Origin of the sequence: uncultured Algibacter sp. (assembly GCF_905480415.1) — a bacterium.
GTDB lineage: Bacteria > Bacteroidota > Bacteroidia > Flavobacteriales > Flavobacteriaceae > Algibacter_B.
In genome coordinates this window covers 1-24,351 of the sequence record NZ_CAJQQI010000184.1, presented here as the reverse complement: position 1 = coordinate 24,351, position 24,351 = coordinate 1, and the positions used below count along the sequence as shown (strand labels likewise).

Below are 24,351 nucleotides of genomic sequence, written 5' to 3'. Positions count from 1 at the left end.
TGTCTCCTGTTGCAGATTTAACTCCTAAATTCATTTGTTTAGCACGCCCTTTTTCTGAATCTAAAATGTTGATAGGAGTCTTTGATGCTTCAGTAGAAACCGATTTATTCCCTAAATTTTTATTGTCTATATAGCTAAAGGCTTCTTTGTTGTCAATGCGTGTGAAATTGGAAAATGCTTTAACAATATTTATAGTGTTATCAGAACTACCGCCATCAACAACTATAATTTCAGAAATGTTTTTAGCAGAAGAATTGACGAGTAAATGTTCTAATAATTTACCTATACAAGTCTCCTCATTTAAAACAGGAATGATAATTGAAATTTGATGATTCATCATATAGTTATTCATTCAAAGTCCAATCGTAATTTTTAAAATTTTTTTTAGCTTTTTCTGAAATTTTCACATCTGAATATAGATTTAAAAAATCTATTAAACTCGCGTTTTGATTAAAATCTTGAGAAAACCACTGAAAAATCTTAGATAATTCTATCTTGTTTTCTGATATGCTATTTCGTTTAGAATCACTTAAAAATGATTTAGTAGCATTGGTAAGTTGCCCATATAAATTTGTGGCCTCAAAGGCCTTATTTTGTAATTTTGGACAAGAAAATGAAGCACAAACAATAGCAAAATGAATTCTAGGTTCATTCATTTTTCTCAGAATTTGGTGCTCTATTTCGTTTAAATTATACCATTTATCTCCAAGTTTCCAATAGCGTTGATCCCAAGGTTTTTTTATGTCTTTGATACTTTCTATAGGATAATGACGTAAAATTAAATCTACAGTTAAGACATTGTATGCATTAATCCAATAGGCTAACTTATCCTCTTTTGTCCATGAATCATTTGGTGTGTTTTCGCTTAAATTTGTAATGTAGTTTAATACTGCTTTTCTATCTGCTTTGAATCCTTTATAATTTACGTTTCCTTGATGCGATACATGTTTTTGAAGTAAATCTGTCCATGAGTCATGATTGAATGATTTTGATATTTCGTTCTCAATTTCAGGTTTTGATTCTGTAGGTTGGCCATTTTCAGCAACTACTATTGGTTCTGGAATATTATCTTCAATAGGTTTAACGTTTTCACTTATAGAATCCAAAGTTTTTATAGTTTCAGGAGTCTCTTTTGAAGTTGCTTGAACAACACGTTTTGTTCCAGAACAAGATGTTATTAAAAAAAGAAGAGTGATTAAATTTAGGTATTTCATTTGAATTTTAGTCCATAATTCACGGCAAACCTTACATGATTTGGTAAATCATATAATTGAAAATTAGTTATAAATAATCCAATGTCATTTAAGAATTAATAATAGTATTTTTGGTGATTTCAATTCTCAGAATAGGAGTTTTTTATGATGTCTATATATTTTTTTGCATAAATTATTTTCAAATCAGGGCGTTAATAATTAAATGGCTATTATCACCTTAACAACACCCTCCGCCATCATAATGATAGGTAGATTCACTAATATAAATGTCATCTCTATTCAGACTAGCTATATCTCCAGCGGTTTTATCGCAAATTGCTAAGGGTTGATTTTTAACTAGAACATGGCCTTTGTTGTCATCAAAATAATCTTCTGAGCCATAATAAATAGCTGCTTTTCCAGTGAAAATACAAGGGCCGTCTTTTGGCATTGGGTCTTTAATGGCGGCAACTTCAATAGATTCTATATAAATTAATTCATCTGTTGGATAGTTTTTAGGATCTAAAATTCGATACGGTTTACGAGCACGAATTTCAATAGTTCCAAAACCAGCATCTGTAAGTGCTTTAACATATTCTGAAATTGGAAGACTTCCGCTTAAGCATAAGGCACGTAAACGGTCGTCATTACGCAACGTATTATTCATAGGTTGCTCACATGTAGGGTCACTCATTACCAAACGGCCATGAGGTTTTAAAACACGGTACATTTCTTCGATAGCTTTCTTTAAATCATCAGCCTTAAAAATATTGAAAAGGCAGTTTTGAGCAGCAACATCAATACTGTTATCTTCAACAGGTAAATTCATAGCATCTCCTTTTTTAAGGTCTACAAATTCACTCTTAAACCAATCATTTTGGGCTTCTGCCTCTTTAAAGTTTTCTCTAGAGGCTTCAAGCATTTCATCAACCACATCAATTCCTACAACACCACCTTTTTGACGATTGAAATATGAAAACTGTAATAATTCCATACCGCCTCCAACACCTACATAAAGCATTTTTGGGTTATTTGTTAAATCACGAGCATGCACCGTAGAGCCGCAGCCGTAATTCATTTCTTGCATGATTTTTGGAATTTTTAAACCTGGTAATTCCCAAATTGGATTTGTGGTACAGCATAAGCCGATATCTGGTGTTAAAGCTGCTTCTTTATAGACGTCGTGAGTGGTTTCTAAATAGCTCATTTTATGATTTTTTATTTATAAAGTCAAGTCCTTTATAACTATTAGCGTTTAATAAATATTACACTATTAAAGTGTTTTAATTAATTCTTTAAAAAGGATTACCATGTCAGGTTCTGCTTTTCCTGCCATAGCAATAATTTCAGCTATATCAACAGGTACTAGGTTATCTGGGTTGCATTCATCTGTTAAAACCGATACTGCTGCAACCTTTAATTTCAAATGATTTGCAACAATAATTTCAGGAACAGTACTCATGCCTACAGCATCAGCTCCCATTATTTTTAACATGCGGTATTCTGCTCTGGTTTCTAATTGTGGACCTACAACGCTAGCGTAAACGCCACCATGTAAAGTGATGTTGTTTGTTTTGGCTATATTTTTAAAAGTATCATTAATAGTTTTGTCGTAAGGTTCACTCATATCTGTAAATCGTTCACCTAATTGTTCAACACCTTTAAATGCCAGTGGTGAACTGCCTTGAAGATTAATGTGGTCTTCAATAAGCATTAATTCTCCTTTTTTAAAGTTGAGATTAATAGCTCCAGATGCGTTAGAAACCAAAAGTGTATGGATTCCTAATTTTTCCATGATGCGAACGGGATAGGTAACATCTTGCAACGAATAACCTTCATAAAGATGGAAACGCCCTTGCATCACGATTACTTTTTTTCCAGCCATGTTACCGTAAATAAGTTTTCCTTTATGGAACTCTACTGTTGCCGTTGGGAAGTTCGGGATATGGTTATAGCTAACTTCTTTTATAATCTCTACGTCATTAATAAGCTGTCCTAAGCCTGTGCCTAGAATAATTCCAATTTCGGGACTATCAAAGCCTTTGTCTTTTAAATAATCAACCGTTTCTTCTATAATTTTAATCATGTAGTTGCTTGATTTTTTCTTGTAATGCTATATTAGATTGATAAAATTTTGAAGCTACTAAATCGTCGTAAGTATCAATGTCATTTAGGGTGACTAATGTAGTAAATGTGACGCCATGTTCTTTTAATTCGCTTAGTGTTTCTTCTAATAAATGAGTTTTACTCCATGGCTTGTTATCAAAAACAAAATTGTGCATTTTTGATAGCCCTATTAAATAGTAACCACCATCTTCTGCCGGACCAAAACTCACTTCGTTTTGTTTTAGAGCTTCTAGTCCTTTATTGATATGGTTTGCTTTAATATCTGGCAAGTCTGAACCTATTAAAATAATACGCTCATAACCATCTTCAAAACCTTTTTTGAATGCGTTTTTCATACGTTCGCCTAAATCGACTCCATGTTGTATTGTTTTGTAATCGTTCTTCCATATGGTGTCAACTGTGGCATCAGAAAAATAAATACGTTTATCTACTGAAAGATCTTTTGTAGCCATTTCGGTAACTTTTACAAGATTGCTGTAAACCTCAAAAGCACCTTGATCACCAATGGTTTTTGCAAGTCGGGTTTTTACTTTTCCTAGTTTTATGTTTTTCACAAAAACGATAACTAATTTTTTACTCATATACTTTTACACCTTTCTTTAACCATTTACTCCATGCTTTAGAATATATATGAATGGAATCCGTTGGTTTTTCATTTAAATTTAATACTTCCAAATCATTGTTCTTCCATTCAAAAATACCGCCATACAAGTTATAAACATTAGAATATCCTGCTTTTTTAAGTTTTTCAGCAACATCCTCAGAACGAACCCCTAAAGAACAATATACCACTATTTTTGAGTTTTTATTTTTTAATTTAGATTGAACTGAATCTAAATTAAAAAAATCATAGCCCACATAAATGGCGTTTTTTAGATGACTCGTTTTAAACTCTTTTTCTTCTCTAGAATCTAATAGAATAATATTTTTTGACTCATTTTGTAATGCCTCAACAGATATGTAAGGAATGCTCTCGGTATTTTGTTGTTTCAATAATTTCGAAAGCTTTTTTTGTGCAAACCCTGAAACTGAAATCCCAATGCAGATGATTAAAAATATATTTTTCATATGATGTTTTAAGCAACACTTCCTTGGCAACTACTTCCTGCGCCTGCGGTACAGCCATAACAATGTTGAGAAATGACAATATTTCGTCCTTCTAATAAATCTTCGTTGTATTCTGAAATATGTTTCGCGTCACTATTTACAGGTAATTCTAACATTTGATTAAAATCACAATCAAATAAATAACCATCCCAACTTACGGATAGCGTATTGGTGCACATTACGTTTTTAACGGCCGTAGGATTGTAAGCTTCTACCAAAGAATACATGTAATCTTCGTAGTTTTCAGAAGCGATTAAGTAATCTAAAAAGCGAGAGATTGGTAAATTAGTTATAGCAAATAAATTGTGAAATTGAATGCCAAAATCGTCCTTTAATGCTTTTTTGAAATCTTTTTCCATAGCTGCTTGATCACCTGGTAAAAAGGCTCCTGATGGATTATAAACTAAATCAAGTTTTAAACGTCCATCTGGCATTCCATAACCAACCGCATTTAATTCTTGTAATGCTTTTATAGATTTATCAAAGACACCATCACCACGTTGTTTGTCTGTTTTTCCACGAGTCCAATGCGGCATAGAGCTTACTACGTGTACGTTGTGTTTTTTGAAAAATTCTGGTAAATCGTAATATTTCTTATTGGCTCTAATGATAGTTAAATTGGAACGTACAATAAAGTCTTTAACACCTGCTTTTGCAGCTTCTTCTACAAACCAACGAAAATCTGGATTCATCTCTGGTGCACCACCAGTTAAATCTAAAGTATGCGCGCCAGTATTTTTTATAACTTCCAAACATTGCTGCATGGTGTCTCGGGTCATAATTTCTTTGCGGTCTGGTCCAGCATCTACATGGCAATGATCGCATACTTGATTGCACATGTAACCTACGTTGATTTGTAGGATTTCAAGTTTTTTTGCTTGAAGCGGAAATTGATTTGATTCAGCAATTTTATTTTTAAAGGTTGGTAATTCTCCGTTTTTAAAAATACCGTTAGACAAAATTTCTATTTGCCTATTACTGTTTGCTAAATCGCTTTCGCGTTTATGTAGTGACTTTGTTGCCATTAATTATCTTTTGCTTATTATAAGTTCTTAAGATGAAATTTGAGTTTAAGTTTTCCTGTAAGTGTTGAACATTTCGAGGATGCTCAGCGCATGCTAATTTTTTGATCTCGAATTCGATAGGAGAGAGCGACTTGTGAAAGCCCGACTCCTAGTGTTACCCATCTAACTTATTTACTTTGTTCATCATTTGAACACCATGCACCAATGTTGCGCCACTTTTTATAGCTGCGCCAACGTGAATGGCTTCCATCATTTCTTCTTTGGTAACACCTCGTTGTAGGCCATCTTTTGTGTAAGCGTCTATGCAATACGGGCATTGTTCGGTGTGTGCAACGGCTAATGCAATTAATGATTTTTCGCGGGCTGTAAGTGCTCCATCTTCAAAAACTTTTCCGTAGTAATCAAAAAATTTATCACCTAATTCTTGATTCCATTCACTTATTTTACCAAATTTTCTAAGATCTGCTGGGTCGTAATATGTTTTTTGCATAAAATATTTTTGTCTAAAGATAGAAATGTATTGAACTTCTGTCGGTTAATTTAATAATACTTAACAAAATTTTCACTTAAAGTATGTTTTTATTTTCTGGGTTTTGAATAATAATTAATTCTATCTATTATATAATGACTAAAGATGCTTTATTTTAGCCCCATAAAGTTTTTAGTTATGTCAGATTATTTTTTTATCATTACCATATTAGTGGTTCTTTCGGCTGTTTTTGGTTACATAAATGTGCGTTTTTTAAAACTTCCAAACAGTATTGGTTTGATGCTTATAACCATCGTTTTTACATTTGGTGTTTTCGCTTTGAGTTATTTTGATTCTACTTTATTAGATGCTGAGAGATTTATAATTAAGCAAATAGATTTTAAATCCGTTTTATTAGACGTAATGTTAAGTTTTTTATTGTTCGCAGGTGCTTTGCATACTAATTTCGAGCAGTTAAAGGTACAACGATGGCCTGTTTTGGTATTCTCAACTTTTGGTGTATTAGTGTCTGCATTTTTAGTTGGCGCTAGTGTTTTTTTAATTCTGCAATTAATTGGTTTAGATATTAATTTTATTTATTGTTTACTATTTGGAGCGTTAATATCACCTACTGATCCTATTGCTGTTTTAGGGATTTTAAAAAAGGCAGGGGTGCCCAAGAAATTAGAAGCTAAAATTGTTGGAGAGTCATTATTTAATGATGGCGTTGGTGTTGTTATATTTTTAACTATTTTTCAAGTTGCATTACTAGGAACTGGAGAAATAGAAGCTTTTGATGTCTTTAAACTATTTGGAAAAGAAGTTTTTGGAGGTATTTTGTTGGGTGGTGTTTTAGGATGGGTTACTTACCGATTAATGAAATCTATAAATGATTATGATATTGAAGTTATTATAACATTGGCTGCTGTTATGGGAGGAACGGTTATTGCGCATAAATGGCATTTATCTGCTCCTTTAGCTATGGTAACAGCAGGTTTAGTTGTTGGTAACGATACCGTTAGAGGAACTGCAATGAGTGAAATTACAGAAAGTTATGTTGATAAATTCTGGGAACTCATCGATATTCTATTAAACACGATTCTATTTGTTTTAATCGGTATGGAAATATTGGTGCTTACTTTTAAAACGGAATATATTTTAGCAGGGCTAATAGCTGTTCCAGTTGTATTGTTATGCCGCTATTTATCCCTGCTTTTGCCAATTAGTCTTTTTAAAAAGAAACTAGATTTTGTGCCAAAAACCAATCTAATAATGACTTGGGGTGGTTTGCGAGGTGGTATTTCCATTGCATTAGCCCTGGGATTAACCGAGGCCATGCAACGAGATTTATTTTTAGTAATTACTTATGTCGTAGTTGTGTTTTCTATTTTAGTTCAAGGGCTTACTGTTGGAAAGTTGGTTAAACGCTTTGAACAAATAAAATAAAAATTTATTTTTTAATAAGACTTCTTGAAATGACTATTTTTTGAATCTCAGATGTGCCTTCATAAATCTGAGTGATTTTTGCGTCACGCATTAAACGTTCAACATGATATTCTTTTACGAAACCATTACCACCATGTATTTGAACAGCTTCCACAGTATGTTCCATGGCTACTTTAGAGGCGTAAAGTTTTGCCATGGCGCTGGAGTAATCATAATTTTCACCTTGATCTTTCTCCCATGCTGCTTTCATAACTAAATGTCTTGCTGCTTCAATATCTGTGGCCATATCTGCCAATTTAAAAGCAATAGCTTGATGGTTGCAAATTTCGGTTCCAAAAGCTTTACGCTCTTTAGAGTATTTTAAGGCTAATTCAAAAGCGCCAGAAGCAATACCTAATGCTTGAGCCGCAATACCTATACGTCCTCCTGAAAGTGTTTTCATTGCAAAACGAAATCCAGAACCATTAACTCCAATCCTGTTTTCTTTAGGTACTTTTACATCGTTAAATTGTAGTGTGTGGGTATCGCTTCCACGAATACCAAGTTTATCTTCTTTTGGTCCTATATCAAAACCGTTCATGCCTTTTTCGACTATAAATGCATTAATACCGTGTGAACCTTTATCTCTATCTGTTTGAGCAATCACAATATAAACATCAGATCGTCCGCCATTTGTAATCCAGTTTTTTGTGCCGTTAATCACATAATGGTCACCTTTATCAATGGCTGTGGTTCTTTGAGATGTTGCATCACTTCCAGCTTCTGGTTCGCTTAGACAAAATGCCCCAACAAATTCACCTGTTGCCAATTTTGTTAAATATTTTTGTTTTTGTTCTTCAGATCCATAAGTTTCCAAGCCATAACACACTAGCGAATTGTTTACGGAAACAATGACTGAAGCCGAAGCATCAATTTTTGATAATTCTTCCATAATGAGAACATATGAAATCGCATCCATACCGCTTCCGCCGTATTTAGGATCAACCATAATGCCCATGAAACCTAAATCCCCCATTTTTTTAACAAGCTCTTGTGGAAATTCCTGTTTGTTATCGCGTTCAATAACACCAGGAAGTAGTTCTGTTTTGGCAAAATCGCGAGCCGCATCGCGAATCATAATATGTTCTTCTGAAAGGCTAAAATTCATAATTCGTAATTAAAATGTTGTTTTGATAAATAATGTTTACAAATATAGCTTTTAATAGTGAATTCTTAAAAATAATGATTTGATTTCACTCATTCATTCTAGAATATATTTAATCAAGATGATTACTTTTACTTTCTATGATTAAACATGAATATAATATTATTGGCGTGATGTCTGGGACTTCCTTAGACGGAATAGACTTGGTATACGCTAAGTTTTGTTTGGATGAGACATGGAGTTTCGAAATCGTACATGCTCAAACTGTGGAATATCATTCTTATTGGTATGATACACTTAAAGAATTGGTAAATAAATCTATTAAAGAATTAAAAGAAATCGATACTAATTATACGGAATACCTTGCCAATGTAATTAAGAATTTTATAACCAAATACCAGATAAAAAATATTGATGCTATTTGTTCTCATGGGCATACGGCATTGCATCAACCAGAAAATAAATTAACATACCAAATTGGTAATAAACCTGTGTTAGCCCAACTGTTAAAGGAAATAGTGGTTTGTGATTTTAGAGTGCAAGATGTTGAACTTGGAGGTCAAGGAGCGCCATTAGTTCCAATTGGAGATGAATTGTTGTTTTCTGAATTTGATTTTTGCTTGAATCTGGGTGGATTTGCTAATATTTCAATGAATTTTAAAGGCACTAGAATTGCTTATGATATTTGTCCTGTTAATATTGTTTTGAATCATTATGTAGGGAAACTTGGATTGAATTATGATGATGAAGGGAAAATAGCTTCAAAAGGAAATATAAGTGTAGACTTACTAAATCAATTAAATGCTTTAGATTTCTATAAAGCAACATATCCTAAATCTTTAGGGTTGGAGTGGGTAAACACTAATATTTTTCCGCTGATTGATACTCTTGAGTTAGAAATACAGGATATTCTGAAAACGTTTGCTGAGCATATTGCCATTCAGATAGCTTCAAAAATAAATAAAAAAAATACGAGTACTGTTCTAATCACAGGAGGTGGTGTTTATAACGTGTACTTGATAGATAGAATAAAAGTACATTCTATTCAGAAACTAATAGTTCCTAAAAAGAAGGTTATTGAGTTTAAAGAAGCGCTTATTTTTGGGTTTTTAGGTTTGCAAAAACTTAGAAATGAGGTCAATTGCTTAAAAAGTGTTACTGGCGCTATTAAAGATCATAGCTCTGGTAAAATATTTCTTCCCTAAAAATCGCAAAAAATTAATCTTAAAGGGGTTTAGTTTTTTATATTTGTTTCACTAATAATTTAATATTTTTTCTTATGACTCAGTTATAGCTACGCTACTATTTACCTTCGGATAAACTATGAATGTTAGCTAAATATGAATCAATCTAAAAATAAAAATGAAAGAATTATTAAAAATATACGAAAACAAAATACCTGAAATAGTCTTTAACTGGAAGGATTCTGAAACAGAAGCTGAAGGTTGGGTTGTGATAAACTCCCTTCGTGGTGGGGCTGCAGGTGGCGGAACAAGAATGCGGAAAGGGCTTGATATGAATGAGGTTTTATCTTTAGCAAAAACCATGGAAATCAAATTCACGGTTTCTGGTCCAGCTATTGGTGGTGCTAAATCTGGAATTAATTTTGATCCAAAAGACCCAAGGAAAAGAGGGGTTTTAGAACGTTGGTATGCTGCTGTTTCGCCTTTGTTGAAAAGCTACTATGGCACTGGTGGTGATATGAATGTAGATGAAATTCATGAAGTGATTCCTATTACTGAGCAAAGTGGCGTATGGCATCCGCAAGAAGGTGTTTTTAACGGCCATTTTAAGCCAACGGAAGCCGATAAAATAAATAGGATAGGGCAGTTGAGACAAGGCGTTATTAAAGTTATTGAAAATCCAGAGTATTCGCCCAGTGTTTCTAAAAAATATACTGTAGCTGATATGATTACTGGTTTTGGTGTTGCCGAAGCTGTAAAACAATATTATAATATTTATGGTGGTTCGGTAGAAGGAAAAAAGGCTGTTGTTCAAGGTTTTGGAAATGTAGGAGCCGCTGCGGCGTTTTATTTATCTCAAATGGGAGCTAAAGTGGTTGGAATTATAGATATAGCGGGCGGGTTGATTAATGAAGAAGGCTTTAGTTTTGATGAGATAACAGAATTGTTTCTTGCTAAAACAGGAAATACGTTGGTTGCTGATAATTTAATTCCTTTTGAAGAAATAAATAAAAAGATATGGGCATTGAATACCGAGATTTTTGCCCCTTGTGCAGCATCGCGTCTTATCACTATTCATCAAATAGATGAAATGATTGATAGTGGATTAGAGGTTATATCATGTGGTGCAAATGTCCCATTTGCAGATAAAGAAATTTTCTTTGGGCCAATCATGGAACACACAGATTATAAAGTTAGTTTAATTCCAGATTTTATTTCTAACTGCGGTATGGCAAGAGTTTTTGCATATTTTATGGAGCGCAAAGTGCAAATGACAGATGAGGCCATTTTTAATGATACATCAAATAGAATTAGAGAAGCTATAGAAAAAGTTTACAATAAAAATAAATCAAAAACGGAAATTAGTGCTACCGCATTCGAAATTGCATTAAAACAACTTATTTAACCAAAAATTTATGGAGGCAGCAATTATCTTAGTGTTTGTTATGGGCTATTTAGCCATTACTTTAGAACATAGTATAAAAATTGACAAACTTATTCCAGCACTAGTCATGATGGCTATATGTTGGGCATTAATTGCTTTAGGTATAGAGGGTTTTTCACAATGGTTTGATTCTGCAAATCATACATTAATGGAAGGTTTTGGGAGTTTGGCTTCCGAAGAGAAAATGCATTTAATGGAAGAGACCTTATTACATCATTTAGGTAAAACGTCTGAAATTTTAGTTTTCCTTTTAGGAGCTATGACTATTGTTGAAATCATTGATTATTTTGATGGTTTTTCAACTATTAAGGACTTTATAAAAACTAAGAAAAAAAGCAAAATATTATGGATTTTTGCCTTATTAGCTTTTATCCTATCTGCAATCATTGATAACCTTACAGCTACCATTGTTTTAATTTCTATACTACAAAAAATAGTAAAAGATAGAAATGTACGTATTTGGTATGCAGGATTAATTATAATTGCGGCTAACGCTGGTGGTGCTTGGTCTCCAATTGGAGATGTGACCACAACTATGCTTTGGATTGGTAAAAAAGTAACTACCGGGCATTTAATTGGGTATTTACTGTTACCATCATTTTTATGTATGGCAGTGCCAACACTTATTGCATCATATTTACCAGCATTTAGAGGAGATTTAGAAGTTGAACAGGTTCAAGAGAAAAAGAAATCCAAATTTAGTGGAACTATGCTTTACTTAGGCTTAGGTGCTATAATCTTTGTTCCGATATTTAAAGTGGTAACACATTTGCCACCTTATGTTGGTATGATGCTGTCTTTAGGTGTTGTTGCTATTTTTGCTGAAATTTATAGTAGTTCTAAGTTTAGCATGACGGAGGTTGATTCGGCAGAAAGCGATGCACATGCACACCATAGTCCAGTGCACTATTCGTTATCTAAAATAGAATTGCCAAGTATTTTGTTTTTCTTAGGTATTTTAATGGCTGTGGCTGCTTTAGAATCTTTAGGGATCTTATTTAATTTTGCGGGTTCACTTCAAGATTCTGTGCCAATGCTAGGAACTGAGTTGCATCAAGGAAATCATGAAGGTGTTTCAGATTTAGTGGTATTATTACTTGGGGTAGGTTCTGCAGTTATTGATAATGTACCATTAGTAGCGGCTAGTTTAGGAATGTTTCATGATCCAATAGATAGTGAATTATGGCACTTTATTGCCTATTCTGCTGGAACAGGGGGTAGTATGTTAATCATTGGGTCTGCTGCTGGGGTTGTTGCTATGGGAATGGAGAAAATAGATTTTTTCTGGTACTTAAAGAAAATTGCTTGGTTGGCTGCGGTTGGTTTCTTAGTAGGTGCAGTAGCTTTCATGTTTACCAGAACTTGGTTTTAGACTAAAGAATTAAAAATAAATAATTTTTCGTTTTCGCAGAAGAATTAGTAAAAAGTGCCAACTATACTTTAATATAAAAATAAGCGTTATAAAGTTGCAATAAATTAATATTATATGCTAAGTACATTATTACAAAATACTCAAGAAGGAACAGAGGTGTTAACTGATACCGAGTCAGTTGAAAAAACACTTTCAATTATAGAATTAATTAGCAGCGGTGGTGTTGCAGGACAAGTTATAATTGCTGTTCTATTTTTACTACTTGTTGGCGCTATTTATATTTATTTTGAACGCATTTTTGCTATAAAAGCCGCTTCAAAAGTTGACGCAAATTTCATGAATCAAATAAAAGACCATGTTAGTAATGGTAAAATTGATTCTGCTCAAATATTATGTGCTCAAGTTAATACGCCCGTATCTAGATTAATTGGTAAAGGGATTTCCAGAATAGGAAAGCCACTCGCAGATATTAATACTGCTATTGAAAATGCAGGACGGTTAGAGATTTATGGATTAGAGAAAAATGTTAGTGTTCTGGCAACAATTTCTGGTGCTGCCCCGATGATAGGATTCCTTGGTACGGTAATTGGAATGATATTAGCAATATTTGAGTTAGCTAATGCAGGAGGTACTATTCAAATGGATGTTTTAGCAAGTGGTTTATATACTGCAATGACAACTACTGTTGCAGGTTTAATTGTTGGTATTGTAGCTTATATAGCATACAATCACTTAGTAGTTAAAACTGACAAAGTAGTATATCAAATGGAAGCGAATTCATTAGAGTTTTTAGATCATTTAAACGAACCTGCTTAGTATGAACTTTAGAGGAAGAAACAAGGTTACACCAGAATTCAATATGTCGTCTATGACGGACATTGTGTTTCTGCTTCTTATCTTTTTTATGATTGCTTCTACTTTGGTTACCACTAATGCTATTGATATTTTATTACCAAAAGCGAGCGGGAAAACTGAAAACAAAAAATCCGTAGCAGTTAGTATCAAAAAAGATTTGACCTATTACATAGACCAAAAACGAGTTGGTGAAAGTGTTTTAGAAAACGAACTATTGGCGGTATTGTCTTCTCAAGAAAAACCAACAATAGTTTTAAGAGCAGAAAAGTCTGTGCCTGTTGAAAATGTTGTAAAGGTTATGGATATAGCAAATAGGAATAAATTCAAGGTCATTTTAGCGGTAAAGCCTTAACAAGATTATGAAGTATTTCAAAACTAGGCACGAAAAGAATTCTGCGAGATTAACAGCTTTAATAGCTGTTATATTGTTATTGTTGTTGTTTGTGGTTGGTACAAAATATATGGATCCTCCAGAGGAGTATGGTGTTGCCGTAAACTTTGGTAATTCAGATTTTGGTAAAGGAAAAGTTCAACCCTTAAAACCTGTGAAGTCTGAAACTCGTAAAATTGAAGAACCGCCACAACCAGATGTTTCAAAATCAGAACCTACAAACGCTTCAGAAAATAAAGAAGATGTGTTAACGCAAGAAGATGCAGAATCTATAGCTATAAAAAAGCAAAAACAAGCCGAAGCAAAAGCCAAAGCTATGGCAGATGCGAAAGCAAAGGCTGAAGCCGATAGAATAGCTAAAGAAAAACGTGAACAAGAAGAAAAAAAGAAAAAGCTGGATGCTTTAATTGGTGGAGTAAGCAAATCTGAAGGTTCTGAAACCGGAAATGAAGGGAATGACAATAAATCTGGAGATAAAGGGCAATTAGATGGTAACCCTTATGCGGCAAGTTATTTTGGAGGTCAAGGTGCAGGTAGTGGTGGCGTTGGTTATGGTTTAAATGGAAGAGGTAAAGCGTCTTTTAAGAGACTAAAACAAGACTGTAATGAATCAGGAATGGTCATTGTAAAGATTATTGTAAATCAAAGTGGAAATGTTATTTCGGCAGAACCTGGTCAAAGAGGAACTACAAATACAGCACAATGTTTATTAGAGCCGGCCAAAAAAATAGCCATGTCTCATAAATGGCCTTCGAATTCTAAAGCTCCAACACGTCAAATAGGGTTTGTTAGTGTTAACTTCAAATTAAGTCAATAATAAATGACATATCAAGATACACTTAATTGGATGTTTTCTCAACTACCAATGTATCAACGGCAGGGTAAAACAGCCTTTAAGAAAGATTTATCTAATACGTTAAAACTTGCAGAACATTTAAATAACCCTGAAAATAAGTTTAAGTCAGTGCATGTTGCGGGAACCAATGGAAAAGGGTCTACTAGCCACATATTAGCATCAGTTTTACAAGAAGCAGGATATAAAGTTGGACTTTATACATCTCCACATTTAAAAGATTTTAGAGAACGAATTAAAATTAATGGACAAGAAGTAAGTAAGCATTTTGTTATTGGTTTTATAAAGCGAAACAAAGACTTTTTTGAGGCGAATAAGCTGTCGTTTTTTGAAATGACCGTAGGAATGGCTTTTGATTATTTCGCTAAGCAAAATATTGATATTGCTGTTGTAGAAGTTGGTTTAGGAGGTCGATTAGATTCTACTAATATTGTTACCCCAGAAGTTTCAATAATTACAAACATAGGCTTAGACCACACACAATTCTTGGGAGATACACTTGAAGCTATTGCTTTTGAGAAAGGCGGTATTATTAAACCAAATATTCCAGTAGTAATAGGTGAAACACAAAAAGAAACAGCTCCAGTATTTAAAAGCTTAGCTAAATCATGTGATTCTGAAATCCTTTTTGCGGACCAGTTGGTTTCTGAAGTGTATAAATCAGATTTAATAGGTAGTTATCAATCTAAGAACATAAAAACAGTAGTTCAAACGGTAAAGCAGCTTCAGGGAAAAGGATTCAAAATATCTAAAAAAAACATAAAACAAGGTTTGCTAAAAGTTGTAAAAAACACAGGTTTATTAGGACGCTGGCAAATTTTAAAGGAAAGACCTAAGGTAGTTTGCGATACAGGACACAATAGAGAAGGCTTAATTTATGTAATGCAACAACTTTCAAATGAAACTTTTGAATCGTTACACATTGTTTTTGGTGTTGTAAATGATAAGGATTTACGTTATATTTTAGATTTACTTCCAAAAAAGGCAACTTATTATTTTTGTAAACCCAATATTCCAAGAGGCTTAGATGCAGAAGAGTTGCAACAAACATTTTCTAGTTACAAGTTAAAAGGTAGAGCGTATAAGTCTGTAAATGAAGCTTATAATTCAGCTTTAAATAATGCTAGAAAAGACGATTTTATTTACGTTGGAGGTAGTACTTTTGTTGTAGCTGAAATAATTTAAAGTTTTATTGAAAAAGTTTTTGCAGAATTAAAAACTAGGTTATATTTGCAATCCAATTTAGAGGGCGCATAGCTCAGTTGGTTCAGAGCACTTGGTTTACACCCAAGGGGTCGGGGGTTCGAATCCCTCTGCGCCCACAGACAAATCCTAAAGCATATGCTTTAGGATTTTTTTTATACCAAAGGATTTGGTGATGAAATACTACGTTTACATTCTTTATTTAGCATCTCTAAATAAATATTATGTTGGTTCTACTGAAGATGTTTATAGTAGATTGGAAAAACATTTGCAAAATCAAAAAGGATTTACAGGGAAAGCTAAAGATTGGGTTTTGAAGTACACTGAAACGTATAGTTCTAAAAGTGAATGTATAAAAAGAGAATTTCAAATAAAGAAATGGAAAAGCAGAAAGATGATTGAAAGCCTAGTTACGAAGTAATCCAGTCGTGAAATAGAGCATCCCGATTTTCATCAGGAGGGTGTGGGGTTTCCCGAAGTTAATTCGGGATAAACTGAATCCCTATGCGCCCATAAAAATCCCAAGATTTGTCTTGGGGTTTTTTTATACCATCAAATCAATAAGAGTCATTTGAAGTTTTTTTTCTATTTTTAAGGAAACCTTTTGTCTATGAATCGTGGAAGCATCAAAGATACCTACAAAGAAATATTTAAATCGCACGATAATCCTTTATTAAAAGAGCACATTGATAAAATAATAGAATTAGATGTTTACTTACCCTATAATTCTACATTTTTCTGTATTACCAATACCCAAGATTTATCATTTGAATACATAAGTAAAAATTTGAATGCTTGTTTAGGTATGGATAGAGAAGATCTAAAGGCTAAAGGTATGCGCTACTTATGGAGTAAAATGCATCCAGACGATTTAGACGTGTGGTTAAAAGCTTTAGACGAACTCATGAACTTTACACTAAAAGAAGTAGCTGTTGCAGACAGGAGCAAGATGAATTATACTTGGAATTACCGTTTAAAGAATGGACAAGGTGACTATGTAAATATAGTACAGAATACAACACCACTTGAATTTGATAACGCAAATAAGCCAATTATAGGTTTAGCGCATTATACCGTTTTATCTCCTAATATTAAAATGCAAATATGCGCATCAGCAAAGGTATTAAATGATAGAAATGAATATGAAACCGTTTATTTTAATAATTTTTCTCAAAAATTACTTTCAGATGGAATTAGTAATAGGGAACGCGATGTTGTAAGACTACTAGTTTTAAATTATTCTAGTAAGGAAATAGCTGAACGGCTAAGTATTAGTTCGAATACGGTCGATACCCATAGGAGAAACATACTCAAAAAATTAAATATATCCTCAACAGGTGAGCTTATAGGGATGCTTAAAATGAATAAAAATCTTGTTTGAAAATTCAAAATACTCAAATTGAGTATTGCGTGTTATTTAATTATTCTATAAATTTATAGTGCTATTAATTAGTTCTTAGGGAGAATTATATTAAATAAAGTGTTAGCTTATTTTAAGTTGGCACTTTATTTTTTTTGTTAATTCGTTTATAGAGTTAAGATTTCTAATCCAGGTTGTGAAGTTTATTTATCTGGAACCTTTTAATCATAACTCATATAATCTAGTTGACATTGTAAAGTTTACCAAGTCCCCTATTGTTTTTAAATCAAGTTTTTTCTTGATATTTTTTTTGTGTTGTTCCACTGTATTATCTGAAATACCAAGAAGTGCTCCAATTTCTCTAGTAATTTTTCCTGTAGATAGAACAATAAGTATTTCTTTTTCTCTATTCGTTAAAAGATTTAGTTTTTCTGTATTTTCCGAACTTTCTTCAATAGGCTTAAAATCTTTTTTAAAGTTTAGTATCGCCAAATTAATAGTAACCTTGAGTTGATTATTATTATATGGCTTCAAAATATATGCAAAAGGCATGGTTTTTTCTGCCCGTGTTATAACATGGTTATCTGAATAGGCGGTTAAATATACCACGGGCACTTTCTTTATTTTAGAAAACTCGGTGATAATCTCAATACCATCTTTATTAGTGTTAAGATTAATATCAGATATGATTAAATCATAAGTATTGGAAGTGAATAAGTAAAATGCGGTATTATAATCTTTTGCAATAGTTACTTGAGCAAAGCTATTTTTACCTAATTGTGTTTTAATATCTTTAGATATAATAAACTCATCCTCAATAAGTAAAATCTTTAGCATTAACGTAGGTGAAATTCAGTTAAAGCGTAAGATAATTGTTTATATTGGAATATCTATAATATTTTTCGTTCCATTTGTCGAGACAATTTGTAGTTTACCATTTAACTGAGCAACCATTTCTGTAACAAGCTCAATTCCTAACGATTTTTCATTTGCATTATCATTAATAATATAACCTTTCCCATTATCAACAATGGTAATTCTTAGTGAATCTTCATATATTTCACAGCCAATACATAGTTTATTTGTTTCGTTGTAATCATCAAATGCGTATTTAGTTGTATTCGTTATTAGTTCATTCAAAACTAAGCCTATCATGGTTGTATTTACATTTTTTAGTTTTGCATCACAAAGCGTATATTCAACTTTGAATTTAAGATGGTCATCATCGGATAATGCTCTAATTATACTGTCGCTTATTTCTTTAATAAATTCGCAGATAATGATTCTTTCGTTATTATTAGCAATTTTGCTTTCAATATGGGATATTGTTAAAATTCTATTTTTAGCAACCTTTAAAGCCTCGTTGGCAGCAGGGTTATCTTCTAAGTTATTGGCTTGAATGTTTAAAAGGCTAGAAATTATTTGAAGATTATTTTTTACACGATGTGTTAGTTCTCGCATCAAAAATTGAATGTTATTTCGTTGTTTATTAGATTCTTGGTAAGCTTTTTTTAAATCTTTATTTTTAGTACTTAATTCTAGAGTTCTTAACTTAACAATATCTTTTAATTTTAATTTATCGCTTTTAAGTTTAGCAGTTTTGTATTTAAAAATTAATATGGCAGTCAATATCAATAATAAAATAAAAGCAATTTTAAAGCTCTGTGTATTATACCACGGTGGGATGATAGTTATACTTAACGCTTTTGGGACTTCGTTCCATATTCCTACGTCATTACTCGCTTTAACTTTAAAAATATATTTCCCTGGGTCAAGATTTGTATACGTGGCACTTCTGTTTTTTGTAATAGGCCTCCAATCGCTATCGAAACCTTCCATTATATAAGTATAATTACACTTTTCTGGATTGAGATAGTTAATTGCCGAGAAGTTAAATGTTAATACATTTTGATTGCTTTTAAATTCCAAGTCATCTTTGAAAAGCACATTCTCGAGCAAAGGTTTATTAAATAGCTCAACAGATTCTATGTAAGTTTCTGGAATAAATGGGTTTTCAATAATATTATCTGGATCAAAAATGTTAGTGCCACTTATGCCACCAAAATAAAAATTCCCAGTTTCATCTTCGTAGCCAGCTTTCCCATTAAATTCATTGTTTTGCAAGCCATCATTTACTGTGTAATTTTTAAATGTATTCGTTTTAGTGTTTAATACCGATAAACCAAAATTTGTACTGACCCATATGTTATTATTTCTTGAAATTAAAATACTGTAAATAAAATCATTTGGTAGGCCTTTTTGTTTGTAGTAAAAAGTAGTATTATTTGTTATCGGATCTAGTTTTGTAAGACCTGCGTTGGTTCCAATCCATATATTGCCTTCGTAATCTTCTTTAATATTAAAGATTCTGTCACTACTTAGTCTTTTTTCTGTGCCGTTGTTAAAATACCTTTTCGTTGTATTATCTTTTGATATTTTATAGGCGCCTTCGTCGTTACCAATCCAAATATTTCCTTTAGAATCTATTAACGATGTTCTTGCTCGATTGATTCTCTGTCCTTGAATTAAAACCTCCGTGAATCGTTCGTTTTTAATATTAAATTCATAGATACCGCCAGACCAGGTGCAAACCCAAAGTGTTTCATTGTCTTTCGGGATAATTTCAACAATGTCTTCATCGGGCAATACATTTCCAGCACCTTTAATTTTTTCAAATGTATCTAAAGCCCTGTTATATTTTAATAATCCAGTGGTGAACCCTCCGGCCCAAATGCTATTGTTTTGGCTTTTAGCTATCGTATAAATTAAAACCGGCTTATTATTTGTATTGTATAATTTAAAATCTTTTGTTAAATGGTTGTATTTAACCATTCCTAAAGCACTGCCAATCCATAAAGTGGAATCGATATCTTTCAAATATTGAAACGTGCTTATATGTTTTTTTAACGGATATTCTTTTAATGCAGTTCTTAGGGTATTAAATTTTTTCTGGAAGCTGTTATAATGCATTAGTCCGTCTGCCTCGGTTCCTATCCATAAATTTCCGTTGGTGTCTCCAAGAAATTCATTGATATCTATAGTTTTAAAAATAGAATGTTCGTCTATTTTAAAAGCTAATGGTGTAATAGATTCATGGACTGTATTAAATACAAAAGCACCCGTTCTGGTACCTATAAAAAATGCATTATCACTTTTGGTGTAAAAGCAATTTATAGATAAATCAAAATTCGATTTTTTTAGTGTTTTGGTTAATGTATTATAACTGAATAATCCGTTTTTTGTACCTAAGTAAATATGGTTATTCCTTTTATGGAAATAAATATCAAGTTCACTTTTTAGTAAGTCAATTTTATTTATTTCGAGGGTTTTAGAGTCTAAATATAAAATTCCAGAATTGGAAGTCGCTAACCAAAAATTAGCATCATCAATACTTATAACATCGGTTATATAAGTTTCTAGATGTTCAGATAACAATGGGATGGTCTTACTTGTCTTAGTTTGGCTATTATATATGATTATGTGATTTTTTACTGAGAATAAAAGCCTGTCGCTACCTAGTTTTAAAATTTTATAGGCCGTATTTAAGTCGTCTGTATTAGTGAGGATATCGGGACTAAAAAAATGATTTTTAGAGGGAATAAATCCTTGAATACCTTTTGTGTTAGTAGCAATCCAAAGCGTGTCTTTTATAAATAGTAAATCTCTAATATGGTCATCTTTTATGGTCGTTGAATCTTCAGGATTATGAGTATAAGGTTTAAATTCATAACTATTAAACCTGTGTAATCCATCTTCGGTACCTGCCCATAAATAGCCTAAATTATCTAGCGCCATACCTTTTATGTTAAGTTGCAGAAGGCCCTCTTTTTGCCCAAGATAATTGGAATATAAAGTATCCTGAGGCTTTAATACTTGAGCCGCCAAAATATTGAAAGTTAATATGGAAAAAAGTAAAATAATGCGACTCATATCTTTAGAAATATCAAAACCTAATGTGTGTAATAAAAGGTATCGAAAGTTACTAAAATAATTTTTATATAAAATAACCAAAAGTTGGTATGCTTTAATTTTAAAAGGGTTGTAAAAAACTTCAAGAGGCTATAAGTGTTTTCAGTAATAGGATGATGTCTCCTTTAAAAATCATCGACCAATGTACAATAAATTCGATAATTAGTGAAAATATACCAAGAAGTTGGTATTGTTTGGTTAATACTTTACATGTAAATTTACAATGCTATTAATTAGTTCTTAGAGAGAATTATATTAAGAAAAGTGTCAGTTTAAATTAAACTGGCACTTTTTGTTTTATTGAAAGTTATGTTATAATACATCTAAGATACGCTCCAAAGCCATACCGCGAGAGCCTTTAATTAAAAACGTTGTTTGTTCTATTTGCGAGATGTCAAATTCATCTTTAAAATCTTCAAATGTGTCATATTGAATAGATTTTTCTGAATTTAATTTTGATTCATAAAAATTTTCTCCAACAAAAATAATTTGATCAATATTTAAATCAATTGCTAAATTGGCAATATTTTGATGTTCAGTTTTCGCTTCCTTGCCAAGTTCAAACATATCACCAAGAATGGCTATTTTATGGCCGGGTTGCTTCTCAAAGCTAACTAAGGCTGCGCGCATGCTGGACGGATTTGCATTATACGCATCTAAAATAATTTTATTAGTATTTTTATGTATAATTTGAGACCGATTATTGGTTGGTTCATAGTTTTCAATGGCTGTTTTAATGTCGTTTGGCTGTACCTTAAAATAGTTGCCAATAGTTATAGCCGCCGAAATATTATTAAAGTTATATTCCCCAATAAGTTGACTTTGAATGATTAAATTTCTAAAAACGCATGATACAAACGGTTGTGCTTCAACAAAATTAATTGAAATATCTGTTCCTAAAACGCTATTCCCAAAAGTGACTAGGTTCGCTTTTTTGGTTTTATCTACTTGAATTGGGTCATTAGCATTTATAAAGATTATTTTATTATGTTTTATTAAATAATTATACAGTTCGCTTTTTCCTTTTATAACGCCCTTAACGCCACCAAAACCTTCTAAATGTGCTTTGCCAAAGTTTGTAATATATCCGTAATCTGGTTGAGCAATGCTGGATAAAAACTCAATTTCCTTTTGATGATTGGCTCCCATTTCTACAATACCTATTTCGGTATCTTTAGTCATAGATAGTAGTGTTAATGGAACCCCTATATGATTGTTAAGATTACCAATTGTTGCTGTTGTTTTGTAGTTTTGAGAAAGGATGGTGTTAATGAGTTCTTTGGTAGTCGTTTTTCCATTACTGCCGGTAATTGCTAGTATAGGAACTTTTAAATAATTCCTATGAAAAGATGCTAACTTTTGAAGAGCATCTAAAGCATTGTTTACCAAAATAGTTTCTTCTGAAACATCAAATTCAGGGTCATCAATAATAGCGTATTTGGCACCTAATTTCAGCGCGTTAGTGGCATATGTATTTCCGTTAAAGTTATCACCCTTAAGCGCGAAAAACAGATCGTTTTTTTGAATTTTTCTGGTATCGGTACATACAGAACGGCATTGTAAAAAAATTTGATGTAATTCTTCTATTTTCAAAAGCTAATAGGTTTATTTTAATTAAAAAATAAATGTATAAAAAAAGTCCTAACAAATTGTTAGGACCTTATACTATTTTAGAAACTATAATTTAGTTTTTCTTTTTCGTTTTCCCTTTGCTTTTAGATCCAACTCTAGACATTGCACATCTAAACCCGATGTAATCTGTAGCCATATCTTGTGGGAAGTAGCGTCTTTGAGCTGGGTCTAACCAATACTCTCTATCTTTCCATGATCCACCTTTATAAACTCTAACTTCATCATTAATTAAAGACGTTCTGTTATTCCCTTTGTCGTATTCTCTAATAATATTTCCTAAAGAATCTCGTGAAATATTATGCTTAGGCGAATTATACATTTTTCTAGTTGCAGATGATTTTTCACCATCTAATTCTTCGTCATCATTAAAGCTTTCAAAATAACGAGAAGAACGTTTATCACCATCTCTAAAGTTTATTTCATCACTTTTATCGAAATTAGCTCTTAAATACGTTTCGTTTTCATCAACAGGAACTTGTAATATTTCACCAGGTAAGTTTCTAGCAACTACTTTTCCATTAGATAAGGTATCGTAAACAATATCATCAGAGGTTACAACTTTTACTGTACCATCTTCATTTAAAGCGTTTTTTGTGTATACGTTTCCACGGTAATAGTTGAAGTCGTTAAACTCATCATCAATAATAGGTCTGTAAACATCAGCTACCCATTCGGCAACATTACCAGCCATATCATATAAACCAAAATCATTAGGGTCATAAGATTTAACAGCGTTAGTAATATCAGCACCATCGTCAGACCAACCTGCAATACCGCCGTAATCACCTTTTCCTTGCTTAAAGTTAGCCATTTGATCACCACGTATTTTACGTTTCCCTGAACGCGTATACTGTCCATCCCATGGGTATTTTTTACGACCACGGTACAAGTTAAAACTTCTTATTTCGCTTAGACCTAAAGCGGCATATTCCCACTCCGTTTCTGTTGGTAGTCTGTATTTTGGTGAAATGATACCCGTTTCGCGAGTAGCATAAATTCCAGATTCATTACCGTCGGCATCAACTTGCACGTTTCTTCGTCCTCTACCTTCAGCATTAATAATTTCTTCGTTACCTCCGTATGTTAAAGAAGGTGCGTTTATATATGTGTCCGTACTAAATGTTTGTTCAGAATTTACATCAACAATTTTAGCATCACGTTTTAAATAACCCGCTTTTTCTAGATTGTATTCATTAACACGGTCTGAACGCCAGTTGGCAAATTCAACAGCTTGAATCCAACTTACACCAACTACAGGATATTCTCCATAACCTGGATGACGTAAATAGTTTTCAGTCATAACTTCGTTAAATCCTAAACGGTTTCTCCATACTAATGTATCTGGTAAAGCACCATGATAGATGGCTCTAAAATTTTCATCAGATGGTGGGTAAACACGTTTAATCCAATCTAAATATTCTTTATACATAGCATTGGTTACCTCTGTTTCATCCATGTAAAAAGACTGAACGTGTTGCTGATTTGGAGTATTATTCCAATCATGCATCACATCGTCTTGTACACGACCTTTAGTAAATGTACCACCTTCTACAAAAACTAATCCAGGAGAAGTTTCT

23 protein-coding genes and 1 tRNA gene are annotated in these 24,351 nt (G+C 32.6%); 11 read left to right on the top strand and 13 right to left on the bottom strand.

From position 1 onward, the window contains the following. From QZ260_RS12565 to QZ260_RS12530, 8 genes are all read right to left on the bottom strand, one after another. The coding region (locus QZ260_RS12565) for a glycosyltransferase (protein ID WP_295986785.1) at positions 1-340 on the bottom strand (340 nt) is incomplete at its 3' end. A gap of 4 nt (positions 341-344) precedes the next feature. Next, entirely contained in the window at positions 345-1,214 is an 870-nt protein-coding gene (locus QZ260_RS12560; RefSeq protein ID WP_295986783.1) for a DUF547 domain-containing protein, read from the bottom strand. A 217-nt stretch (positions 1,215-1,431) separates the two neighbouring features. Then, positions 1,432-2,400, bottom strand: coding sequence for an arsenosugar biosynthesis arsenite methyltransferase ArsM (gene arsM / locus QZ260_RS12555; RefSeq protein ID WP_295986782.1), 969 nt, complete (start codon positions 2,398-2,400; stop codon positions 1,432-1,434). Between the two features lie 66 nt (positions 2,401-2,466). Continuing rightward, the gene (locus tag QZ260_RS12550) at positions 2,467-3,279 is read right to left on the bottom strand and encodes a purine-nucleoside phosphorylase (RefSeq protein ID WP_295986779.1); all 813 of its coding nucleotides are present in this window, start codon (positions 3,277-3,279) and stop codon (positions 2,467-2,469) included. Next, positions 3,272-3,901, bottom strand: a complete 630-nt coding sequence (locus tag QZ260_RS12545; RefSeq protein ID WP_295986778.1) for a TIGR04282 family arsenosugar biosynthesis glycosyltransferase — start codon at positions 3,899-3,901, stop codon at positions 3,272-3,274. Before QZ260_RS12545 ends, QZ260_RS12550 begins: the two co-directional genes overlap by 8 nt. Beyond that, entirely contained in the window at positions 3,894-4,388 is a 495-nt protein-coding gene (locus QZ260_RS12540) for a rhodanese-like domain-containing protein (protein WP_295986776.1), read from the bottom strand. The genes QZ260_RS12545 and QZ260_RS12540 overlap by 8 nt, the downstream gene beginning before the upstream one ends. Positions 4,389-4,396: 8 nt before the next feature. Next, a complete protein-coding gene (arsS, locus tag QZ260_RS12535) occupies positions 4,397-5,452 on the bottom strand; it encodes an arsenosugar biosynthesis radical SAM (seleno)protein ArsS (RefSeq protein ID WP_295986772.1) in 1,056 nt (351 codons plus the stop codon). Positions 5,453-5,606: 154 nt separating this feature from the next. After that, complete coding sequence (locus QZ260_RS12530) at positions 5,607-5,942, bottom strand: arsenosugar biosynthesis-associated peroxidase-like protein (protein ID WP_271560494.1); 336 nt, start codon at positions 5,940-5,942, stop codon at positions 5,607-5,609. A gap of 177 nt (positions 5,943-6,119) precedes the next feature. Here QZ260_RS12530 and QZ260_RS12525 point away from each other — a divergent pair, with 177 nt between their 5' ends. Further along, on the top strand, positions 6,120-7,367 hold the full coding sequence (locus QZ260_RS12525) for a sodium:proton antiporter (protein WP_295986770.1): 1,248 nt from the start codon (positions 6,120-6,122) through the stop codon (positions 7,365-7,367). 4 nt (positions 7,368-7,371) lie between these two features. Here QZ260_RS12525 and QZ260_RS12520 read toward each other — a convergent pair whose 3' ends face one another. Next, positions 7,372-8,514 (bottom strand): acyl-CoA dehydrogenase, encoded by a 1,143-nt coding sequence (locus tag QZ260_RS12520; protein WP_295986768.1) that lies wholly within the window; start codon positions 8,512-8,514, stop codon positions 7,372-7,374. 137 nt (positions 8,515-8,651) lie between these two features. Here QZ260_RS12520 and QZ260_RS12515 point away from each other — a divergent pair, with 137 nt between their 5' ends. From QZ260_RS12515 to QZ260_RS12470, 10 genes are all read left to right on the top strand, one after another. Beyond that, a complete protein-coding gene (locus QZ260_RS12515; RefSeq protein ID WP_295986766.1) occupies positions 8,652-9,716 on the top strand; it encodes an anhydro-N-acetylmuramic acid kinase in 1,065 nt (354 codons plus the stop codon). Positions 9,717-9,873: 157 nt separating this feature from the next. Next, positions 9,874-11,100, top strand: coding sequence for a Glu/Leu/Phe/Val dehydrogenase dimerization domain-containing protein (locus QZ260_RS12510; RefSeq protein WP_295986764.1), 1,227 nt, complete (start codon positions 9,874-9,876; stop codon positions 11,098-11,100). Between the two features lie 10 nt (positions 11,101-11,110). Continuing rightward, positions 11,111-12,511: a sodium:proton antiporter NhaD gene (gene nhaD / locus QZ260_RS12505; protein WP_295986762.1), complete on the top strand. Its 1,401-nt coding sequence runs from the start codon at positions 11,111-11,113 to the stop codon at positions 12,509-12,511. A 114-nt stretch (positions 12,512-12,625) separates the two neighbouring features. Then, positions 12,626-13,327, top strand: a complete 702-nt coding sequence (locus QZ260_RS12500; RefSeq protein WP_295986759.1) for a MotA/TolQ/ExbB proton channel family protein — start codon at positions 12,626-12,628, stop codon at positions 13,325-13,327. 1 nt (position 13,328) lies between these two features. Continuing rightward, positions 13,329-13,718, top strand: a complete 390-nt coding sequence (locus QZ260_RS12495) for a biopolymer transporter ExbD (protein WP_295986754.1) — start codon at positions 13,329-13,331, stop codon at positions 13,716-13,718. Positions 13,719-13,725: 7 nt separating this feature from the next. Next, a complete protein-coding gene (locus QZ260_RS12490; RefSeq protein WP_295986751.1) occupies positions 13,726-14,574 on the top strand; it encodes an energy transducer TonB in 849 nt (282 codons plus the stop codon). 3 nt (positions 14,575-14,577) lie between these two features. Beyond that, positions 14,578-15,795, top strand: a complete 1,218-nt coding sequence (locus QZ260_RS12485; protein ID WP_295986749.1) for a folylpolyglutamate synthase/dihydrofolate synthase family protein — start codon at positions 14,578-14,580, stop codon at positions 15,793-15,795. 62 nt (positions 15,796-15,857) lie between these two features. Next, positions 15,858-15,932: transfer RNA gene (locus tag QZ260_RS12480), tRNA-Val, on the top strand. Positions 15,933-15,988: 56 nt separating this feature from the next. Next, entirely contained in the window at positions 15,989-16,234 is a 246-nt protein-coding gene (locus tag QZ260_RS12475; RefSeq protein WP_295986747.1) for a GIY-YIG nuclease family protein, read from the top strand. Between the two features lie 189 nt (positions 16,235-16,423). Further along, a complete protein-coding gene (locus QZ260_RS12470) occupies positions 16,424-17,194 on the top strand; it encodes a LuxR C-terminal-related transcriptional regulator (RefSeq protein ID WP_295986745.1) in 771 nt (256 codons plus the stop codon). 204 nt (positions 17,195-17,398) lie between these two features. Here QZ260_RS12470 and QZ260_RS12465 read toward each other — a convergent pair whose 3' ends face one another. The 4 genes from QZ260_RS12465 to gldJ all read right to left on the bottom strand — a co-directional run. Continuing rightward, positions 17,399-18,010: a response regulator gene (locus QZ260_RS12465; RefSeq protein WP_295986743.1), complete on the bottom strand. Its 612-nt coding sequence runs from the start codon at positions 18,008-18,010 to the stop codon at positions 17,399-17,401. Positions 18,011-18,049: 39 nt separating this feature from the next. After that, positions 18,050-21,103: a two-component regulator propeller domain-containing protein gene (locus QZ260_RS12460; RefSeq protein WP_295986741.1), complete on the bottom strand. Its 3,054-nt coding sequence runs from the start codon at positions 21,101-21,103 to the stop codon at positions 18,050-18,052. A gap of 351 nt (positions 21,104-21,454) precedes the next feature. Continuing rightward, positions 21,455-22,735 (bottom strand): UDP-N-acetylmuramoyl-tripeptide--D-alanyl-D-alanine ligase, encoded by a 1,281-nt coding sequence (gene murF, locus QZ260_RS12455; protein ID WP_295986738.1) that lies wholly within the window; start codon positions 22,733-22,735, stop codon positions 21,455-21,457. 91 nt (positions 22,736-22,826) lie between these two features. After that, positions 22,827-24,351, bottom strand: a 1,525-nt coding sequence (gene gldJ, locus QZ260_RS12450) for a gliding motility lipoprotein GldJ (protein ID WP_295986737.1), incomplete at its 5' end; no start/stop codon positions are given.

What these genes read in the sequence shown, in the direction of transcription:
- QZ260_RS12560 (WP_295986783.1), bottom strand. Translation starts at nt 1,214, where the DNA reads ATGAAATACCTAAATTTAATCACTCTTCTTTTTTTAATAACATCTTGT.
- arsM (WP_295986782.1), bottom strand. Translation starts at nt 2,400, where the DNA reads ATGAGCTATTTAGAAACCACTCACGACGTCTATAAAGAAGCAGCTTTA.
- QZ260_RS12550 (WP_295986779.1), bottom strand. Translation starts at nt 3,279, where the DNA reads ATGATTAAAATTATAGAAGAAACGGTTGATTATTTAAAAGACAAAGGC.
- QZ260_RS12545 (WP_295986778.1), bottom strand. Translation starts at nt 3,901, where the DNA reads ATGAGTAAAAAATTAGTTATCGTTTTTGTGAAAAACATAAAACTAGGA.
- QZ260_RS12540 (WP_295986776.1), bottom strand. Translation starts at nt 4,388, where the DNA reads ATGAAAAATATATTTTTAATCATCTGCATTGGGATTTCAGTTTCAGGG.
- arsS (WP_295986772.1), bottom strand. Translation starts at nt 5,452, where the DNA reads ATGGCAACAAAGTCACTACATAAACGCGAAAGCGATTTAGCAAACAGT.
- QZ260_RS12530 (WP_271560494.1), bottom strand. Translation starts at nt 5,942, where the DNA reads ATGCAAAAAACATATTACGACCCAGCAGATCTTAGAAAATTTGGTAAA.
- QZ260_RS12525 (WP_295986770.1), top strand. Translation starts at nt 6,120, where the DNA reads ATGTCAGATTATTTTTTTATCATTACCATATTAGTGGTTCTTTCGGCT.
- QZ260_RS12520 (WP_295986768.1), bottom strand. Translation starts at nt 8,514, where the DNA reads ATGAATTTTAGCCTTTCAGAAGAACATATTATGATTCGCGATGCGGCT.
- QZ260_RS12515 (WP_295986766.1), top strand. Translation starts at nt 8,652, where the DNA reads ATGATTAAACATGAATATAATATTATTGGCGTGATGTCTGGGACTTCC.
- QZ260_RS12510 (WP_295986764.1), top strand. Translation starts at nt 9,874, where the DNA reads ATGAAAGAATTATTAAAAATATACGAAAACAAAATACCTGAAATAGTC.
- nhaD (WP_295986762.1), top strand. Translation starts at nt 11,111, where the DNA reads ATGGAGGCAGCAATTATCTTAGTGTTTGTTATGGGCTATTTAGCCATT.
- QZ260_RS12500 (WP_295986759.1), top strand. Translation starts at nt 12,626, where the DNA reads ATGCTAAGTACATTATTACAAAATACTCAAGAAGGAACAGAGGTGTTA.
- QZ260_RS12495 (WP_295986754.1), top strand. Translation starts at nt 13,329, where the DNA reads ATGAACTTTAGAGGAAGAAACAAGGTTACACCAGAATTCAATATGTCG.
- QZ260_RS12490 (WP_295986751.1), top strand. Translation starts at nt 13,726, where the DNA reads ATGAAGTATTTCAAAACTAGGCACGAAAAGAATTCTGCGAGATTAACA.
- QZ260_RS12485 (WP_295986749.1), top strand. Translation starts at nt 14,578, where the DNA reads ATGACATATCAAGATACACTTAATTGGATGTTTTCTCAACTACCAATG.
- QZ260_RS12475 (WP_295986747.1), top strand. Translation starts at nt 15,989, where the DNA reads ATGAAATACTACGTTTACATTCTTTATTTAGCATCTCTAAATAAATAT.
- QZ260_RS12470 (WP_295986745.1), top strand. Translation starts at nt 16,424, where the DNA reads ATGAATCGTGGAAGCATCAAAGATACCTACAAAGAAATATTTAAATCG.
- QZ260_RS12465 (WP_295986743.1), bottom strand. Translation starts at nt 18,010, where the DNA reads ATGCTAAAGATTTTACTTATTGAGGATGAGTTTATTATATCTAAAGAT.
- QZ260_RS12460 (WP_295986741.1), bottom strand. Translation starts at nt 21,103, where the DNA reads ATGAGTCGCATTATTTTACTTTTTTCCATATTAACTTTCAATATTTTG.